The organism is Mesorhizobium sp. CNPSo 4661, from assembly GCF_057784215.1.
Genome location: NZ_JBWGIO010000004.1, coordinates 165,755 through 182,354, shown reverse-complemented (window position 1 = coordinate 182,354; position 16,600 = coordinate 165,755). Strand labels below are relative to the sequence as shown.

At 63.7% G+C, this 16,600-nt stretch carries 18 protein-coding genes; 5 read left to right on the top strand and 13 right to left on the bottom strand.

The window, feature by feature from the left end; all coding sequences use genetic code 11:
* Nucleotides 1–108 precede the first annotated feature (108 nt).
* Nucleotides 109–1,944, top strand: a complete 1,836-nt coding sequence (locus AC0YKC_RS07545; RefSeq protein ID WP_320295184.1) for an ATP-binding protein — start codon at nt 109–111, stop codon at nt 1,942–1,944.
* 164 nt (nt 1,945–2,108) lie between these two features.
* Here AC0YKC_RS07545 and AC0YKC_RS07540 read toward each other — a convergent pair whose 3' ends face one another.
* On the bottom strand, nt 2,109–2,900 hold the full coding sequence (locus AC0YKC_RS07540) for a GGDEF domain-containing protein (RefSeq protein ID WP_320295183.1): 792 nt from the start codon (nt 2,898–2,900) through the stop codon (nt 2,109–2,111).
* A gap of 125 nt (nt 2,901–3,025) precedes the next feature.
* On the bottom strand, nt 3,026–3,970 hold the full coding sequence (gene miaA / locus AC0YKC_RS07535; protein WP_488510772.1) for a tRNA (adenosine(37)-N6)-dimethylallyltransferase MiaA: 945 nt from the start codon (nt 3,968–3,970) through the stop codon (nt 3,026–3,028).
* On the opposite strand from miaA, the gene serB reads away from it, so the two are divergent.
* Both serB and AC0YKC_RS07525 read left to right on the top strand, forming a co-directional pair.
* Nucleotides 3,960–4,847 (top strand): phosphoserine phosphatase SerB, encoded by an 888-nt coding sequence (gene serB, locus AC0YKC_RS07530; protein ID WP_488510660.1) that lies wholly within the window; start codon nt 3,960–3,962, stop codon nt 4,845–4,847. The two genes, miaA and serB, sit on opposite strands and share 11 nt — an antisense overlap.
* Nucleotides 4,848–4,857: 10 nt before the next feature.
* Nucleotides 4,858–5,451: a GNAT family N-acetyltransferase gene (locus AC0YKC_RS07525; RefSeq protein ID WP_320295181.1), complete on the top strand. Its 594-nt coding sequence runs from the start codon at nt 4,858–4,860 to the stop codon at nt 5,449–5,451.
* A gap of 124 nt (nt 5,452–5,575) precedes the next feature.
* Here AC0YKC_RS07525 and AC0YKC_RS07520 read toward each other — a convergent pair whose 3' ends face one another.
* The 6 genes from AC0YKC_RS07520 to AC0YKC_RS07495 form a co-directional block, all read right to left on the bottom strand.
* Complete coding sequence (locus AC0YKC_RS07520) at nt 5,576–7,093, bottom strand: DegQ family serine endoprotease (RefSeq protein ID WP_320295180.1); 1,518 nt, start codon at nt 7,091–7,093, stop codon at nt 5,576–5,578.
* 145 nt (nt 7,094–7,238) lie between these two features.
* Nucleotides 7,239–7,424 carry a DUF2065 domain-containing protein gene (locus AC0YKC_RS07515; protein WP_320295179.1) on the bottom strand — a complete coding sequence of 62 codons (186 nt, stop codon included), beginning with the start codon at nt 7,422–7,424 and terminating at the stop codon, nt 7,239–7,241.
* Nucleotides 7,425–7,430: 6 nt separating this feature from the next.
* Complete coding sequence (hflC, locus tag AC0YKC_RS07510; RefSeq protein ID WP_434723306.1) at nt 7,431–8,372, bottom strand: protease modulator HflC; 942 nt, start codon at nt 8,370–8,372, stop codon at nt 7,431–7,433.
* The gene (gene hflK / locus AC0YKC_RS07505; protein WP_320295177.1) at nt 8,372–9,484 is read right to left on the bottom strand and encodes an FtsH protease activity modulator HflK; all 1,113 of its coding nucleotides are present in this window, start codon (nt 9,482–9,484) and stop codon (nt 8,372–8,374) included. Before hflK ends, hflC begins: the two co-directional genes overlap by 1 nt.
* 248 nt (nt 9,485–9,732) lie before the next feature.
* On the bottom strand, nt 9,733–10,251 hold the full coding sequence (locus AC0YKC_RS07500; RefSeq protein WP_488510659.1) for a dihydrofolate reductase: 519 nt from the start codon (nt 10,249–10,251) through the stop codon (nt 9,733–9,735).
* Nucleotides 10,251–11,273: a DUF4424 domain-containing protein gene (locus tag AC0YKC_RS07495; RefSeq protein WP_488510658.1), complete on the bottom strand. Its 1,023-nt coding sequence runs from the start codon at nt 11,271–11,273 to the stop codon at nt 10,251–10,253. Before AC0YKC_RS07495 ends, AC0YKC_RS07500 begins: the two co-directional genes overlap by 1 nt.
* Nucleotides 11,274–11,415: 142 nt before the next feature.
* Here AC0YKC_RS07495 and cobF point away from each other — a divergent pair, with 142 nt between their 5' ends.
* Nucleotides 11,416–12,177 (top strand): precorrin-6A synthase (deacetylating), encoded by a 762-nt coding sequence (gene cobF / locus AC0YKC_RS07490; RefSeq protein WP_488510657.1) that lies wholly within the window; start codon nt 11,416–11,418, stop codon nt 12,175–12,177.
* Nucleotides 12,178–12,300: 123 nt separating this feature from the next.
* On the opposite strand, the gene AC0YKC_RS07485 is transcribed toward cobF, so the two are convergent.
* The 4 genes from AC0YKC_RS07485 to modA all read right to left on the bottom strand — a co-directional run bounded on the left by AC0YKC_RS07485 (nt 12,301) and on the right by modA (nt 15,356).
* Complete coding sequence (locus AC0YKC_RS07485) at nt 12,301–12,642, bottom strand: winged helix-turn-helix domain-containing protein (RefSeq protein WP_320295173.1); 342 nt, start codon at nt 12,640–12,642, stop codon at nt 12,301–12,303.
* A gap of 84 nt (nt 12,643–12,726) precedes the next feature.
* On the bottom strand, nt 12,727–13,839 hold the full coding sequence (gene modC, locus AC0YKC_RS07480) for a molybdenum ABC transporter ATP-binding protein (protein ID WP_320295172.1): 1,113 nt from the start codon (nt 13,837–13,839) through the stop codon (nt 12,727–12,729).
* Nucleotides 13,836–14,540 carry a molybdate ABC transporter permease subunit gene (gene modB, locus AC0YKC_RS07475; RefSeq protein ID WP_488510656.1) on the bottom strand — a complete coding sequence of 235 codons (705 nt, stop codon included), beginning with the start codon at nt 14,538–14,540 and terminating at the stop codon, nt 13,836–13,838. Before modB ends, modC begins: the two co-directional genes overlap by 4 nt.
* Nucleotides 14,541–14,561: 21 nt before the next feature.
* Nucleotides 14,562–15,356 (bottom strand): molybdate ABC transporter substrate-binding protein, encoded by a 795-nt coding sequence (gene modA / locus AC0YKC_RS07470; protein ID WP_488510655.1) that lies wholly within the window; start codon nt 15,354–15,356, stop codon nt 14,562–14,564.
* 167 nt (nt 15,357–15,523) lie between these two features.
* Between modA and AC0YKC_RS07465 the strand changes: the two genes are divergently transcribed.
* Nucleotides 15,524–15,733 (top strand): TOBE domain-containing protein, encoded by a 210-nt coding sequence (locus AC0YKC_RS07465; protein WP_040995706.1) that lies wholly within the window; start codon nt 15,524–15,526, stop codon nt 15,731–15,733.
* 5 nt (nt 15,734–15,738) lie between these two features.
* Here AC0YKC_RS07465 and AC0YKC_RS07460 read toward each other — a convergent pair whose 3' ends face one another.
* A complete protein-coding gene (locus AC0YKC_RS07460; protein WP_488510654.1) occupies nt 15,739–16,533 on the bottom strand; it encodes a thymidylate synthase in 795 nt (264 codons plus the stop codon).
* Nucleotides 16,534–16,600 lie beyond the last annotated feature (67 nt).

Below are 16,600 nucleotides of genomic sequence, written 5' to 3'. Positions count from 1 at the left end.
GATCGAATTGTCGCGGCTGGCTTAACGCTGCCTACACCATCCGACCTCACCTGGCTTTAACCCCGATTGGATAGGGTTCCCGCTCCAGGGGAATGGGACCAGGGCATTATGTTTGTTGAACGCGAAGCCTCCGTCGGAGAACCGACCTCGCAGGAACGCCGCAACATCCAGCAGAACGACAAGCGCATTCTGGGCAATGTCGTGCAATGCGACGGCGCGCGCGCCACCATCAGCGCCTATGCCGAAGACGCCGACGGCATCGTCAGCGGTCAGTGGACCGTCGGCAGGATGATCTCCATCAATCTCGGCGCGGCGCGAACTGTCGGCCTTGTCTATGCCATCGGCAAATCGGACCGCGCCTGGAACACCGAAGGGCAGAACCCGATCGAGGTCAGCGTCGAACTGGTCGGCGAAGTGCGCGACGGCGCCGAGCCCGGCTCCAAGCCGGTGTTCGACCGCGGCATCACGATTTATCCGCATATCGGCGCCATCGCTCACCGCATCCGCAGCCGCGACCTGCAGGCGGTCTACGACCTGGCCGGGCGCCATTCGGTGACCATCGGCACGCTGTCGCAGGATGAGTCGATCGATGCCAACATCGCCATCGACGACACCCTGGCGCGCCATTTCGCCATCGTCGGCACCACCGGCGTCGGCAAGTCTACGGCGGTCTCACTGCTCTTGCGCAAGACCATCGAGGCGCGCCCGGACCTGCGCGTGCTCATTCTCGACCCGCACAATGAGTTCGCTGCCTCGCTGCCGGAATATTGCGTCAAGGTCGATTCCGCGACGCTCGACCTGCCGTTCTGGATGTTCAGGCTGGAAGAATTCGCCGAGGTCCTGTTTCGCGGGCGCGAGACGGTACCGGAAGAGGTCGACGCCCTGCGCGACCTGATCCCGGCCGCAAAGAACCTCTACCGCAACCCGAATTCCGGGACTTATATCAGGCGCGGCAGCGACGCGCTGACGGCGGACACGCCGGTGCCTTACCGCATCGCCGACCTCATCAAGCAGATCGACGAGCGCATGGGCCTGCTGGAAAGCAAGAACGACCGCCCGATCCTGAAATCGCTGAAGACGCGCATCGAATCGGCCGCTGCCGACCCACGTTACCGCTTCATGTTCAATTCGCGCCTGATCGAGGACACGATCCACGAAACGATCGGCAATATTTTCCGCGTTCCGAGCCACGGCCGCCCGGTCACCTGCTTCGAGATGGCGGGCATGCCGTCGGAAGTCGTCAATTCGGTCTGCTCGGTGCTGGCGCGCCTGGCCTTCGACCTGGCCTTGTGGAGCGAGGGCCGGCTGAGGCTGCTCCTACTTTGCGAGGAAGCCCACCGCTATATGCCGGCCGATCCGCGTCTCGGATTCGCGCCGACCCGGCACGCGCTGTCGCGTATCGCCAAGGAAGGCCGCAAATATGGCTGCTATCTCGGCGTCGTCACCCAGCGCCCGGGTGAGCTCGACCCGACCATTCTGTCGCAGTGCTCGACCTTTTTCGCCATGCGCCTCGCCAACGAGCAGGACCAGGCGATCATCCGCTCGGCGATCGCCGACTCCTCGGCCTCGACGCTGGCCTTCCTGTCCTCCATGGGGCAGCGCGAAGCCATCGCCTTCGGCGAAGGCGTGGCGACGACCATGCGGCTGAAATTCGAGAAGCTGGCGCAGGAATTCATCCCCGGCACCGCGAAGAGGGAGCAGGTAGAACCCTCCGTGGACGGCAACGATGTCGACCTGGCCATGATCGTCGAGCGGCTGCGCAACGTGCCGAAGCCGCAACAGGCCATGGCTTTTGCCGAAGCCGTGGACTCGAGCCGCCAGGCCGGCGACCCTGACTATAAGAAGCCGGCCACCACCGCCGCCCGCGCTCAGCCGGACGACGACTTCGACACACGCTACGGCCTGAAGCCCTCGACCTTCGGCATGCGCCAACTCAACGACTGAACGGCTGCCTCGCAAGCACGGCCAAATTCCGAACAGGAATTCATCAGGCCGGTCGAATGACGTGGCTTTCGAGAAGCCGGAGCGGAGCGGACATTCAGTCCGTGAGCACCGGAAGTCGAGAAAGCCGCGTCAGTCGACCGGCCTCATGAATTCATGTCGGAATTTTAGGCGCAGACCCGGTTGCGGCCCTGCTTCTTCGCCTCGTAAAGCTGGCGGTCGGCGCGGCGATAGAAATCCTCCGCGCTCTCCTTGTGGTCCCAGACGGCAAGGCCGACGCTGGTGGTGACCTTCAGCCGCACATTGCCCGACATGATCGACATGTTGGCGATCGCCTTGCGGATGCGCTCGGCAAATCTGGCGAGCAATTCGACATCCATGTTGGGGGTGACGACGGCAAACTCCTCGCCGCCCAATCGCGCCACCACATCGTGATAGCGCGTCATGCCCCGCAGGCAGGTGGCGACGGCTCTCAGCACCTCGTCGCCGACGTCATGGCCATGCGTGTCGTTGACCTGCTTGAAATGGTCGAGATCGAGGATCATCAGCCCGACCGGCCTGTCGATGCGGCGAAACTCTTGGAGATATTCGCGCAGCGCATCGTCGAAATAGCGGCGGTTCTGCATTCCGGTGAGACCGTCGGTGAGCGCCGCCTGCTCGAGCGTCTGCGAACGGGCGCTGAGCGAAACCGTCATGGCCCTGAGCTTGCCCTCTTCCCGCACCTGGCCGCGGATCAGCGGGTAGATGAAGAAAGTGCCGAAGAACAGCGCGGTCGCCAGCAGCGCGCCGGTGACGAACAGCAATTTGTTGAGATAGACGATTTTGTCGACGCGCGACGCCGCATCGAGATCGGCGGCGATGTCCTGCAATTGGCCATAGGCGTGGAAGGTCACCAGGCCCGCGGCCAGGATCACGAAAATAAAGACAAAGAATGCGGATTCCGCCTTATGGAAACGCATCTACTCCCCGCGGCACTGCAAGCCCTGAGGTTATGGCATGGCGGACCTTACGGACCGTTAACCCGGACAACCTTGGCGAGAATTAGAGCTGGGGATTTTAAGGTGCTGATTGAAAAAGCTTTTCGTCAGTCCGGGAGCGCCGGTTCGTCGCCCGGCCGCAGCCTGCGCCACTCCGCGCCCAGTTGGTGTCTGAACCATGTCGACTGACGCTTGGCATACTGCCGGGTCGCGATCTTGGCGCGTTCGATGGCTTCAGGAAACCCCGACTGGCCGGCCATTGCCGCCTGGAGCTCGCGCACGCCGATCGCTTTCATCGCCGGCAGGTCCGGGTCGAGGCCGAGCGCGATGAGCTGGCGCACTTCGTCGAGCGCGCCCTTGTCGAGCATCTGGTCGAAACGCGCCTCGATGCGCCGCACCAACTGCTCCCGGTACGGCTCGATCACCAGGAAGCGAGCGCTGTCGCGATCGATCAGCGGGCGGCCGCGCGCCGCCTGCCATTCCAGGATCGAGCGCCCCGAAGCGTCGAGCACTTCGAGCGCCCGCACGATACGCTGGCCGTCGGTCGGCCTGAGCTGCATGGCGACAGTCGAATCCTCGCGCATGAGCAGGCGATGCAGCCTTTCGGCCCCTTGTTCCTTGAGCTCGTAGCGCCAGCGCTCGCGCACGGAGGCAGGGATATCCGGCATATCCGAGATGCCTTCGGCCAGCGCGCGGAAATAGAGCCCGGTGCCGCCGACGAAAACGACCGGTCGGCCCGACAGCAGGCCGTCTTCCATCAGCTTCGTCACGTCGCGTAGCCAGGCGCCGGTGGAATAGGCCGTAGAGGGATGCACATGGCCGTAAAGGAAATGCGGAACGCGCGCCGTTTCGGCAGCGCTCGGTCGCGCCGTCAGGACATCGAGCACCGAATAGCCCTGCATGGAATCGGTGTTGACGATGACGCCGCCATCGCGTTCGGCGAGATCGAGCGCCAGCGCCGACTTGCCGCTGGCTGTCGGCCCGGCTATCAGGATCGCGTTCTTGACGCGGCCTTCGCCCGCCTGCCTGCCGGAATTCTCAATGCCGCTGATCGCCACGCTAGTGTCCCGTCCAGAAGCCCGCGCCGTGCCGGCCTCGCTTGCGAATATGGCCTTGCGGGCCGCCGGCGCAAGCGCCGTTCATTGGCTGGCTGAGGACATTGCCTGCGATCTCGTTTTGCCGCGGACGCCCGATATCGGCGAGATGACCGCCAATCTGCGCGCCGCCTTGGCTTCCGAACCGGTCGACGTCATCGTCCAGCCCGCCGAAACCAGGCGCAAGAAAATCCTGCTTGCCGATATGGATTCGACCATGATCGACCAGGAATGCATCGACGAGCTTGCCGACGAAATCGGCGTCAAGGATCATGTGGCGGCGATCACCGCGCGCTCGATGAATGGCGAGATCGCTTTCGAGCCCGCCTTGCGCGAGCGGGTGGCCTTGCTCAAAGGCCTCGACACAGCCGTGGTCGATCGCATCATCGCCAACCGGCTGACGCTCGCCGCCGGCGGCCGTGCCCTGGTGCAAACGATGCGCGCCAATGGCGCCTGGACGGCGCTGGTCTCCGGCGGCTTCGACGTCTTCACCAGCCGCATTGCCGCCATGCTGGGTTTCCAGGAGAACCAGGCCAACCGCCTGATCGAGGACGGCGGCGCATTCACCGGCATGGTGGCCGAGCCGATCCTCGGCCGCGCCGCCAAGGCCGAAGCGCTGCTCGACATCGCCAAGAGGCTTGGACTGACGACCGAGGACGCCATCGTGGTCGGCGACGGCGCCAACGATCTCGATATGATCCGTCTCGCCGGCACCGGCGTCGCGCTTCACGCCAAGCCGGCGGTGGCGGAGCAGGCCCGCATCCGCATCGATCATGGCGACCTGACCGCGCTGCTCTATCTGCAGGGCTATCGCCGGGAGGAGTTCGTCTCGTGAGGTCGCTCGAATGAAGCCTATCCGCACCGAGCGCCTGATCCTGCGCAATTGGGAGGAGCGCGACCGCGAATTGTTCCATCGCATCAACTCGGATGAACGTGTGATGGAATTCTTCCCGTTCCGCCGCGACCGCGCAACTGCGGACGCCAAGATGGACGAGGTCCGCGCCTGGATCGATGAGGATGGCTACGGCTTCGCGGCGGCCGAGATTGCTGCGACCGGCGAATGCATCGGCTTCGTCGGATTATCCGGAACGGAAGACATCGACGTGCTGGCCCCCGGCACCATCGAGATCGGTTGGCGGCTGGCGCCGGAATTCTGGGGCAAGGGCTATGTCACCGAGGCATCTGAAGCCTGGCTCGCATTCGGCTTCGAAACGCTTGCCGTCGACGAAATCGTCTCCTTCGCGGTCGCCGATAATCATCGTTCGATCGCGGTCATGAAGCGGCTCGGCATGCGAGCCGATCCGGGTGCCGATTTCGACCACCCCGCCGTCCCCGACAGCCACCCGCATCTCAAGCGCCATGTCATGTATCGGCTGTCGCGGGAGGATTGGCAGGCACGAAAAGGGTGGCTCGCTAGAGCAATTCCAGGAAAAGTGTAAGCGGTTTTCCGTCCGGAATTGCGTAAAAACAAAGAGATAGGGCGTTTCACCGGTTCCGTGAAACGGTGAAACGCCCTAGCCGCCCTATTCACTGAACCATCGATCGGCGATGGACGATCCGGACTCAATCCATCCGGATCGTCACGAAGCGCAGTTCGCCGGTCTTCGAGGCCAGCATCAAAAGCGCGTTCTTGCGGCCCTGCTCCTTCAGCGCGCCGATCCGGTCCATCACGTCCTTCGGCGTGCCGACCGATTCCTGCGCGATCTCGGTGATCACCTCGCCGGGCTGGATGCCACGCTCGGCCGCGGCCGAATCCTTGGCGACATCGGTGACGACCACGCCGGACACATCCGCCGCGATGCCGAACTTCTGCCGCGTCTGGTCGTTGAGCTCGCCGATCGTCATGCCGAGCACCGAAGCCGTCGATACCGGAGGCGTTGCCTTGTCGCCCTTGTCCTGGTCAGTGTTGCCGTTCTCGCCGCTGGCGAGCTTCTCACCGTCCTCGAGCCGGCCGAGCGTCACCTTGACGGTCTGCTCGACGCCCTTGCGCACGATGACGACGTCGACCGCCTTGCCGACCGGGCTTTCGGCAACGACGCGCGGTAGGTCGCGCATTTCGTGGATGTCCTTGCCGTCGAATTTGATGATGACGTCGCCGGCCTGCACCGTACCGTTGTCGACCGGCCCGCCCTTGATGACGCCGGCCACCAGCGCGCCCTTGGCGGTCGCCATGCCGAGGCTTTCGGCGATGTCGTCGGTCACCGGCTGGATGCGCACGCCAAGCCAGCCGCGCCGCGTCTCGCCATACTGGCGAAGCTGGTCGACGACGCCGGCGGCAAGCTGCGAGGGGATGGAGAAACCGATGCCGATCGAGCCACCCGACGGCGAGATGATCGCCGTGTTGATGCCGATGACTTCGCCTTGGGCGTTGAACAGCGGGCCGCCTGAATTGCCGCGGTTGATGGCGGCGTCGGTCTGAATGAAGTCGTCATAGGGGCCGGAATTGATGTCGCGGTTGCGCGCCGAGACGATGCCGACCGTAACCGTGCCGCCGAGGCCAAACGGATTGCCGATCGCCATCACCCAGTCGCCGACGCGCATCTTGGTGGAATCGCCGAATTTCACCGCCGTCAGCTTGTGGCCTTTCGGATCGACCTTCAGCACCGCGACGTCGGTCTTGGTGTCGGTGCCTACCAGCTTCGCCTTCAACGTGATGCCGTCGGAGAAATTGACCTCGATATCGTCGGCGTCAGCGATGACGTGGTTGTTGGTCACCACGATGCCCTGCTCCGCGTCGATGACGAAGCCGGAGCCGAGCGACTGCACTTTCTGGGCGGCACCGCCCTTGTCGCCGCCGCGGTTCTTGAAAAAATCGTCGAAGAAGTCCTGGAACGGCGAGCCCTCGGGCAGTTGCGGCATCGGCACCGCGCCCGGCCCTTCCGTGCCTTTGACCGTCTGCGAGGTCGAGATGTTGACCACCGCGCCGAGCAGACGCTCGGCCAGATCGGCGACCGAAGGCGGTCCGTCGGAGGCGATCGTCGGCGTGACGAAGGACGGAACGGCAACAATGCCAACCACGAATGCCGTGGCGCCGGCGAAGAAGGTGCGGCGCGCCGCGCGCAACAGGGTGTCGGATATCATCGTGGCCTCCCGGCGTTTTCAGAAAAGGAAAGGCGCTTACGCAAAGACGCCTGTCCCGTTCATGTTGGCAAGAAATACGGCACGTTTGCGGCTACAGCTATCGACCAAGGATAAATCGTCAATCGCTTCGGCACCAAGGAATTCTTCAGCCGCGGACCAGCCAGACGATGGCAACGCCGACGGCGATCGCCACCAGCCCGCCGATCCGCAGCACATTTTCCGGCACCGACAAAACCTCAGTGGCGAGCTTCCGGGCCAAAGCCGGAAACCCTCCATAGACCAGCCCTTCGATCACGAGGACCAGGCCGATTGCCGCCACAAAATCCTGCACCGCCCGCTACTGGGCGGTGCTGGGTTGCGCGGCCGGAGCGGCTGGCGCCGCCGGCTGCCCGGGCTGAGGCTTGCTGTCCGGATCGCGGAAGTAGCGGAAGAACTCGGACTCGGGCGAGAGCACCATCGTCGTTCCGGTGCTGTCCAGCGCCGTGCCGTAGGCGTTCATCGAGCGATAGAAATCGAAGAAGGCCGGATCGCGCTTATAGGCGTCGGCGAAGGTCGCGCTGCGCTGCGCCTCGCCCTCGCCGCGCAGGATTTCCGATTCCTTTTGCGCCTCGGCGACGATCTCGACGACCTCGCGGTCGGCTCGTGCTCGGATGCGCTGCGCCGCCTCGTTGCCGCGGGCTCTCAGACGCTCGGCTTCCGCCAGGCGCTCGGCCTTCATGCGGTCATAGGTCTGCTGCGAGACCTCCGCCGTCAGATCCGTCCGGCGGATGCGCACGTCCTCGATGTCGAGGCCGAGCGAGGTCGCATCGGGGCGAAGCTGGTCGCGCACCTCGCGCATCATGACGCCGCGTTCCTCGGAGAGCGCGGCCTCGAAGTCTCGCAGGCCGTAGACACGGCGCAGCGCCGCATCGAGACGCGTCCTCAGCCGGGCTTCGGCCAGTTCGACCTGACCGGATACTGCCGCGCGGAAGGTGCGCGGATCCGAAATGCGGTAGGCGATGAAGGCATCCACCTCGTAGAACTTGCCGCCCGAGACCTGGACGCGGATGTTGTCGAGGTCGAAGCGCATCACCCGCTTCTCGACCATTTGCACGCTGTCGGCATCGAAGAAGGCGAACGGCGCCTTGAAGTAGATGCCGGGCTCGTTCTTGACGTCGATGATCTCGCCGAACCTGAGCACGATCGCCTGCTGGCCGGCACTGACCACGAACACCGAGGAGTAGAGCAAGAACAGAAGGACTGCCGCGATGACGGCGATGATGGGAAGACGGTTGGCCATCACTGGTTACCTCCCGTCGTGCCGCCGCCCAGGGCCGGCGCCGGCTGCGCTTTCGGCTGCAATGCCGGCAGCGGCAGGTAAGGCAGCACGCCCTGACCGTTGCCTTGCTCGACGACGACCTTGTTCGAGTTCTTCAGGATCTTCTCCATGGTTTCGAGATAGAGACGCTTGCGCGTGACGTCGGGCGCCTTGGCGTATTCGCTGTAGACGGAGATGAAGCGCTGCGCCTCGCCTTCCGCCTCCTGCACGACGCGGTTCTTGTAGGCCGCCGCATCCTCGCGGACCTGCGCCGCCTGGCCGCGTGCCTGGCCGAGCTTCTGGTTGGAATACTGGTTGGCCTGCTCGACGAACTTGTCCTCGTCCTGCTCGGCGCGCTGCACCTCGTCGAAAGCGTCGGCCACCTCACGCGGTGGTGCTGCATCCTCGATCGAGACCGCGTTGACCTGCAGACCGGTCTTGTAGCCGTCGAGCGTGCCCTGGATGATCTCGCGCACCCCGGTTGCGATCCCCTGGCGGTCGTCGCGGAAGATGTCCTGCGCCGGACGCCGACCGACGACTTCGCGCATGGCGCTTTCGGCGACCTGGGCCAGCATGCCGTCGGGATCGGAAACGTTGAACAGATAGGCCTTGGGATCGGACACCTGGTAGGCGACCGAGAACTGTACGTTGACGATATTCTGATCGCCGGAGAGCATCAGCCCGGAGCCGCTGCTCGAGCCACCGCCGACGCTGACGAGCTGCTCGGATATCTTGGCCGTTTCGACCGTCTCGATCGGCCACCAGTGGAAATGCAGGCCAGGCTGCGAAAGCTCTGCTTTCGGCTGGCCGAAGCGCAATTCGACCGCAACCTCGTCGGGCTGCACGGTGTAGATCGCCTTGAAGGCCCATAGCACGACGAGGGCCAGCGCGATCAGCCCGAGCACGGCCGGGCTGGTGCCGCCGCCGCCCGGAAGCGCGCGCCGCAGCCTGTCCTGGCCGCGGCGGATGATATCCTCAAGATCGGGAGGCGAGCCTTGCGGGCCGCTCGGCCCTTTCGGTCCCTGCCCCCAGGGCCCCTGATTGCCGCCGCCGCCCCATGGGCCGCCGCCGCCGCTCTTGTCGTTCCAGGGCATGAATGTCCTTTCGCTCCGGTTCCCTCAGGCCTTGCGGCGCAATCCTAGCGCATGACCCTGAAAACCCATATCGGTTTTCGAAAAGGGAATCATGCGCCAAAATCAAAGTATTACGGCGGCCTCTTGTGCGTCCGGTTGGACGCGAGCCGCTGCAACACTGTTCTTCTATAGGGACGCCTTGACCCGCTTTCAACGCGATGCGCCATCGTCACCGTGCGATTTGGATCGGTAGCGACCCTTTGTCGTCGTCAACGATCCTCGCGTCGGCGCTCGTAAACCGTATAACGCGTGGCGTGGCTGTCCTTCTCGCCGGCGGGAAAACCCTCGGCGCTGACGACTTGCCAGGTGTTCGGGTCGATCGGCGGGAAATGCGCGTCGCCATCGACGCTGGCCAGCACATGCGTCACATGCAGCCGGTCTGCGAGCGGCAAGGCCTGGGCATAGATCTCGCCGCCACCGACCACGCAGATCTCCTGTGCTCCCGCCATGCAGCGGCCGCGAACCTTGGCCAGCGCGATCGCGTCATCCAGCGAGTGGGCCACTTCTATGCCCTCGGCACGCCAGGTCCTGTCGCGCGTCACCACGATGTTGAGACGACCGGGCAGCGGCCGGCCGATGCCTTCATAGGTCTTGCGGCCCATGACGATCGGCTTGCCCATCGTGTCGGCCTTGAAGCGCTTGAGATCGGTTGAAAGCCGCCACGGCAGGCCGCCTTCACGGCCGATCACGCCGTTTTCGGCAATGGCGACATAGATGGCGACGTCCATCAGTTGGCATCTCCGCCATTGTTGTCCGAAGGTTCCAGCAGCAGAATGTCGATGTCGTGCTCGGGATAAAAATCCTTGGCCGTCACCTCGAACGTGGTGGCGCCGACTTTTTTGACATTGTCACCGCAGAAGGAAACCAGGCTGTTGGGGTTGCCCTTGTCGATGGTCAGCTTGAAATTGCCGATCGTCCCGGCCGCCCAGTTGCCGCCGGTGGTCAGGATATAGGCGATGCGGCTCTCGTAATATTTCGGATAGCCGTCCGGATTTGCCTTGGCCGCCTTGCGCACCGCGTTGTCGAACGTCTCGTCCATGCAATAGCGGGTCTTGTAGGTATCGTATTGCGGGCTCTGGAACTGGCCGTCGGAGAAGAAGCTGACCGAAGAGGTGCCGCCGACGCTCGGCTTGTAGCGGTGCGAAACGTGGACCTCCTTCTTGGCCGGGAAGGTCGAGCGCCACCAATAGGTCGAGCGCAACTGCCAGAACGGCGAGTATCCGGGGTTCAGGCCGGATCCGTTATCCGCTTCCGGGTCCTCGATGATGATGCCGCGGTTTTCCCAGTCCTGAGCGACCTCTTTCGGCAGTTTCGCCAAAGCCGCCTTGGCGGCATCGCCGAACGGGTTGAACGGCACATTCTGCACTTTCAGGTCGGCGCTGATGTCGATACCCAGCGCGAAAACCTTCTGTTCGAGCTGCGGTTTGGCCGCGACGCCATCGATCGTCACCTCGAAACCGAGGAAATTGTCGCTCTGGTTTTCCGGGATAGCCGGCATCTCTTCGGGATCGCCCGAAATGTCGGGCATCGGGAAGGCGACAATCGCGTCGACATCCTTGTCGGTGTTGTTGCGGAAGACATAGTCAACCGTCACCTTCTCCGGCGAGATGAAGAGATCCTCGCTTTGCATGGCGACAGCATCGCTGCGCGACAGGATCAGCCCGCCGGTGCCAAGCTCGGCCACGGAATCATTGGCGAAGGCCGGAGCGGCGATGACTGCCAGCGCTGCGGTCAGTGCGGTGCGTAACATGGACCCCTCCTCTGTGCCGCGATACCGGAACCAGCCGGATGCGCGCTCCCATCTAGCCGTTTAAAGACGGCGTTTCAAAGCCCTTCATCACCGGATACGGGTACTTCTGGACACCGCGCCGCCGATCGGGCAGGAGAGCGCCATGCGCAAGCTTCTCGTCATCGGCATCGGCGCCGGCAACCCCGACCACATGACGGTTCAGGCCATCGATGGCCTGAACCGCGCCGACGTGCTGTTCATTCCCGACAAGGGAGCGAAGAAGAACGATCTTGCCGATTTGCGCCGCCAGATCTGCGACCGCTTCGTCACCAATCCGAAATCGCGCCGCGTCGAGTTCGATGTGCCGGTTCGGGCCGAGCCGACATCGTCTTACCGGATAACCGTCGACGACTGGCACGAGGCGATCGCCGAAATCTACGAGACCTTGATCCGTGACGAGCTTGCCGACGACGGCTGCGGCGCATTCCTGATCTGGGGCGATCCGTCGCTCTATGACAGTGCGCTGCGTATCCTCGAGCGTGTGCGCCTGAGGGGCAATGTCGGTTTCGAGTTCCAAGTCATCCCCGGCATCACCGCGATCCAGGCGCTGGCCGCCGCCCATGCGACCGCGCTCAACCGCATCGGCGATTCGATCCTGGTCACCACCGGCCGGCGGCTGACCGAGGAAGGCCTGGCGGCCAATGCCGGCTCGACGGTGGTCATGCTCGACGGCAAATGCGCCTTCAACACGCTGGCCGACCAGGATGTCCTTATCCAGTGGGGCGCCTATCTCGGCACACCCGACGAGATCGTCATCTCCGGTCGCCTGGGGGACGTAGGGGCCGAAATCGAGAAAGTCCGCGAGGAAGCCCGGCGAAAGAAGGGCTGGATCATGGACACTTATCTGCTGAGGAAGGCGGAGTGAGTAGTGAGTAGTGAGTAGTGAGTAGTGAGAGCACCGCAAGCTTGTGACGCCCACTATTCACTATTCACTATTCACTATTCACTATTCACTATTCACTATTCACTATTCACTATTCACTACTCACTACCCAGCATCGATCTCCGACTGCAGCGCCTGCATATGCACCGCCGCCGCCGAAGCCGCCGCGCGCTCTATAGCGCGAAACCGGCTGACGACCGCCAAACCCACCGATGTCAGTTGCGCGCCGCCGCCTTTGCGGCCGCCGGTCTGCGCCGCGACCAGCGGCTTGCCGAACACGCGGTTCATGTCTTCGACCAGGTCCCAGGCATGCTTATAGGACATCTCCATGCCGCGCGCCGCGGCCGAGATCGAGCCGAAGGCGGCAATCTGCTCCAGGAGTTCGATCTTGCCCGGGCCGATCCGGCCGTCGGGGTCGAGATTTATCCGCAGGCTGAGCGACGGCATGTCCTGTCCTCCGCAATCATGTCGAGGTTAGCCCTTTTGCGGCCAAAGCGCTATTCCAAAGCAACATAGCGACATACGCATCCGTCATCCATCGGCCTCCGCCGGCAGTCCGACGCCTGTCGTCGCGCTGTCGAAGCTCACCGTCTTGATCACCGCGAAGACCTTGTGGCCAAGCGCAAGGCGCAGGGTTTGCTTTGACTGTTCGGTGATGCGCGCCAGCACGGTCGCGCCATTGCAATCGATGGCGATTTCCACCGTAGGCCCGATACCCGGCCTGACAGCGGAAATCGTTCCCGACAAAATGTTGAGCGCGCTGAGGCCTGTCGGCTGCTCGGTCGCAACCATGACGTCGCGGGCCCGGACGCGCAGCCGCACCGAAGCTCCGACCGGATGCGCAAGGCGCGGCACGCGGATTTCGCCGGCCTGCGAGCCAAGCACCGTCATGCCGAAGGCCTCATCGTGGCGCATGACCTTTGTGTCGAGCACGGCACCACCCTCGCCGCGCTCCTCCGCCGGCAACAGGTCGAGCCGCTGCATGATTGCCACCGTCGGGCCCGAGGCCGCGACCTTGCCTTGCGAAAGCACCACGACGTCGCTTGCCAGCCGCGCCACCTCGGCGACGGAATGGCTGACATAGCCGATCGGGATATTCGTCTCGTCGCGCAACCGCTCGATATAGGGCAGGATCTCGGCCTTGCGCGCCTCGTCGAGCGAGGCGAGCGGCTCGTCCATCAGAAGCAGCTTCGGACTGGCAAGCAGCGCGCGGCCGATCGCGACGCGCTGTTTTTCGCCGCCCGACAGTTTCGCCGGCCGCCGGTCGAGCAGGTGACCGATGCCGAGCAGGTCGACCACCGCATCCATCTTGGCGTAGCGTTCGGAGGCCGGCGTGAACCAGCGGCCGTAGCGCAGATTGCCGGCAACGCTCATATGCGGGAACAGCCGCGCATCCTGGAACACCATGCCGATGCGCCGCTTGTGCATGGGCACGAAGATCCGCGCGGCGGTGTCGACCAGCACGTTGCCGTCGACAGAGATGCGGCCCTTGTCCGGACGGATCAGGCCCGCGATCAGGTTGATCAGCGTCGACTTGCCCGAGCCGGACGGCCCGAACAGCGCAGTCAGCCGGCCGGCGCTCTCGAAACGCGCTTCCACGGCGAAATCGCCAAGGCGATGGCTGATGTCGACCGAGAGCGTCATTCGATGTCCATCCGCCGGCCGACCCGCCGCGCCAGCACTTCCGAGGCAACCAGCGCAACCATCGAGATGACGATCGAGATCAGCGTCAGCCTCAGCGCGCCTTCATCGCCGCCGGGCACCTGCGTGAAGGTGTAGATCGCCGAGGGCAGCGTCTGCGTCTCGTTGGGGATGTTGGAGACGAAGGTGATGGTGGCGCCGAATTCGCCCATCGCCTTGGCGAAGGCAAGGATCGCGCCCGCGATCAGGCCGGGCAGGATCAGCGGCAGCGTGATGGTGGCGAACACCCAGAGCGGATTGGCGCCCAACGTGCCGGCCGCCGCCTCGATTCTGCGGTCGACAGCCTCGATCGAGAGCCGGATGGCCCGCACCATCAGCGGAAAGCCCATGATCCCGCAAGCCAATGCCGCGCCAGTCCAGCGGAACGAAAAGACGATGCCGAAATGCTCGGCAAGGAAGGCGCCGGCCGGCCCGCGCCGGCCGAAGGTGAGCAACAGCAGATAGCCAGTCACCACCGGCGGCAGGATCAGCGGCAGGTGCACCAGCCCGTTGAGCAGCGTCTTGCCCCAGAAACGCCCTCGCGCCAGCAGGAGCGCGATCAGGATGCCTGGCGGCAGGCTGGCGATCATCGCCACCGTCGCCACCTTGATGGACAGCCGGACCGCATTCCATTCGTCGGGAGTGAGGTCCAGCAGCCAGTTCATGTCAGCGTTGCGCGGCCTTTCTCAGTTGCTCGGCGCGAGCACCGTGAAGCCCTGCTCCTTGAAGAGCTCGGCGGCTTTGGCCGACTCGACGCATTTCAGGAAGGCAGCCGTGTCCTTGTCCTTCGAATCCGCGGTCTGGGCAATCGGATAGATGATCGGCGGATGCGAATCCTCCGGGAAGGTGCCGACGACCTTGACGCCCTTTTCGGCATGCGCGTCGGTGGCGTAGACGATGCCCAGCGCCGCCTCGCCCGTCGACACCAGCTTCAGTGCCGCACGCACATTCTCGGCCTGCGCGACCTTGCCCTCGACCGACGACCAGACGCCCAGCGATTCCAGCGCCGCCTTGCCGTATTTGCCGGCGGGCACGGCCTTGAAATCGCCCATGGCAAGCTTGCCGTCGCCGATCACCCTGGCGAGGTCGAAGCCCTTCTCGATCTTGGTCTCAACCGTGGAATCCTTGGGCGCCACCAGCACGATCTGATTGCCGAGCAGCTTCACTTCGGTATCCGGCTTGGTCAGCTTCTTGTCGGAGAGATACTTCATCCAGTCGAGGTCGGCCGAGACGAAGATATCGGCCGGCGCGCCGCCTTCGATCTGCTTGGCGAGCGCCGAGCTCGCCGCGTAGGAAATGGTGGCGGCCTCGCCGACTTCCGGCTCGCAGGCCTTGTTGACCGCGTCGAGCGCGTCCTTGAGGCTTGCCGCGGCAAACACGACCACCTTGGCGTCGGCATGGGCCGCCGGCACCGCGGCCATCAGCATTGCCGTAAAACCTCCAACAGCGATCGCCTTCAAACCAAAACCCTTGCGCGTCATGAAATCTCTCCCTGGTTTCAAAATCCGTATGGCCCAAAGCCTCGGACCGATATATCCGCATGAACATAACAAGGGAAGGGTTTTCGCCTGCGATAGCATTGTGCGCCGTCGTGGTCTCAGCCTACGGTGAATGCGAAACGGAACGGCGAAGTTCAAAGGAGAGACGCATGAAGATCAGCGCCCGCAACATCCTCAAGGGCAAGGTGACCGAGATCGTCAAGGGAGCCACCACTTCGCATGTCAGGATCGACATCGGCGGCGGCGTCATCGTCACCTCCTCGATCACCAATGAAGCGGTCGCCGACCTCGCGCTCGAAAAAGGCAAGCAGGCCTATGCGGTGATCAAGGCCTCGGACGTCATGGTCGGCATCGACTGAGAGAGCTAGACGGCGATCGGCGCCTTGATGCTCGCATCCGCGAAATAATTCTCGAGGCGGAAATCCTCGAAGCGGAAGGCGAAGAGGTCCTTCACCTCCGGATTGATCCACATCGTCGGCAAGGCCTTGGGCGTGCGCCGCATCTGCTCGCGCGCCTGCTCGAAATGGTTCGAATAAAGATGCGCATCGCCAAGCGTGTGGACGAAGTCGCCGGGCTTCAGCCCGGTCACCTGCGCCACCATCATAGTGAGCAAGGCGTAGGACGCGATGTTGAATGGCACGCCGAGGAAGATGTCGGCCGAGCGCTGGTAAAGCTGGCACGAGAGCCGGCCTTCCGAAACATAGAACTGGAACAGGCAGTGGCAGGGCGGCAGCGCCATCGCCTCGACTTCGGCCGGATTCCAGGCCGAGACGATCAGCCGGCGCGAGTTAGGATTCCTGCGTATCTCCTTCAAAAGCCTCGCGATCTGGTCGATCTCGCCGCCATGTCCATCCGGCCATGAGCGCCACTGCTTGCCATAGACCGGGCCGAGATCGCCATTCTCGTCGGCCCACTCGTCCCAGATGCTGACGCCGTTGTCGTTGAGATATTTGATGTTGGTGTCGCCGGCCAGGAACCACAAAAGCTCGTGGATGATCGACTTCAGATGCAGCTTCTTGGTGGTGGTGACCGGGAAGCCGCGCGAAAGATCGAAGCGCATCTGGTAGCCGAACACCGAACGTGTTCCGGTTCCGGTGCGGTCGCCGCGGTCGGTGCCGTTCTCCAGCACATGCTTCAACAGGTCGAGATATTGGCGCATCGGCTCTGCCTCGATTCGGGTAACAGGCAATCATACCCGACCGGCAGCCGGTCGAACACCGCAAAGC

What these genes read in the sequence shown, in the direction of transcription:
- AC0YKC_RS07500 (WP_488510659.1), bottom strand. Translation starts at nt 10,251, where the DNA reads ATGGACGTCGCCATCTATGTCGCCATTGCCGAAAACGGCGTGATCGGC.
- hflK (WP_320295177.1), bottom strand. Translation starts at nt 9,484, where the DNA reads ATGCCCTGGAACGACAAGAGCGGCGGCGGCGGCCCATGGGGCGGCGGC.
- AC0YKC_RS07545 (WP_320295184.1), top strand. Translation starts at nt 109, where the DNA reads ATGTTTGTTGAACGCGAAGCCTCCGTCGGAGAACCGACCTCGCAGGAA.
- serB (WP_488510660.1), top strand. Translation starts at nt 3,960, where the DNA reads ATGCCGCTGATCGCCACGCTAGTGTCCCGTCCAGAAGCCCGCGCCGTG.
- AC0YKC_RS07540 (WP_320295183.1), bottom strand. Translation starts at nt 2,900, where the DNA reads ATGCGTTTCCATAAGGCGGAATCCGCATTCTTTGTCTTTATTTTCGTG.
- modA (WP_488510655.1), bottom strand. Translation starts at nt 15,356, where the DNA reads ATGACGCGCAAGGGTTTTGGTTTGAAGGCGATCGCTGTTGGAGGTTTT.
- AC0YKC_RS07485 (WP_320295173.1), bottom strand. Translation starts at nt 12,642, where the DNA reads ATGCCGTCGCTCAGCCTGCGGATAAATCTCGACCCCGACGGCCGGATC.
- AC0YKC_RS07525 (WP_320295181.1), top strand. Translation starts at nt 4,858, where the DNA reads ATGAAGCCTATCCGCACCGAGCGCCTGATCCTGCGCAATTGGGAGGAG.
- cobF (WP_488510657.1), top strand. Translation starts at nt 11,416, where the DNA reads ATGCGCAAGCTTCTCGTCATCGGCATCGGCGCCGGCAACCCCGACCAC.
- AC0YKC_RS07495 (WP_488510658.1), bottom strand. Translation starts at nt 11,273, where the DNA reads ATGTTACGCACCGCACTGACCGCAGCGCTGGCAGTCATCGCCGCTCCG.
- AC0YKC_RS07460 (WP_488510654.1), bottom strand. Translation starts at nt 16,533, where the DNA reads ATGCGCCAATATCTCGACCTGTTGAAGCATGTGCTGGAGAACGGCACC.
- modC (WP_320295172.1), bottom strand. Translation starts at nt 13,839, where the DNA reads ATGACGCTCTCGGTCGACATCAGCCATCGCCTTGGCGATTTCGCCGTG.
- hflC (WP_434723306.1), bottom strand. Translation starts at nt 8,372, where the DNA reads ATGGCCAACCGTCTTCCCATCATCGCCGTCATCGCGGCAGTCCTTCTG.
- AC0YKC_RS07465 (WP_040995706.1), top strand. Translation starts at nt 15,524, where the DNA reads ATGAAGATCAGCGCCCGCAACATCCTCAAGGGCAAGGTGACCGAGATC.
- modB (WP_488510656.1), bottom strand. Translation starts at nt 14,540, where the DNA reads ATGAACTGGCTGCTGGACCTCACTCCCGACGAATGGAATGCGGTCCGG.
- AC0YKC_RS07520 (WP_320295180.1), bottom strand. Translation starts at nt 7,093, where the DNA reads ATGATATCCGACACCCTGTTGCGCGCGGCGCGCCGCACCTTCTTCGCC.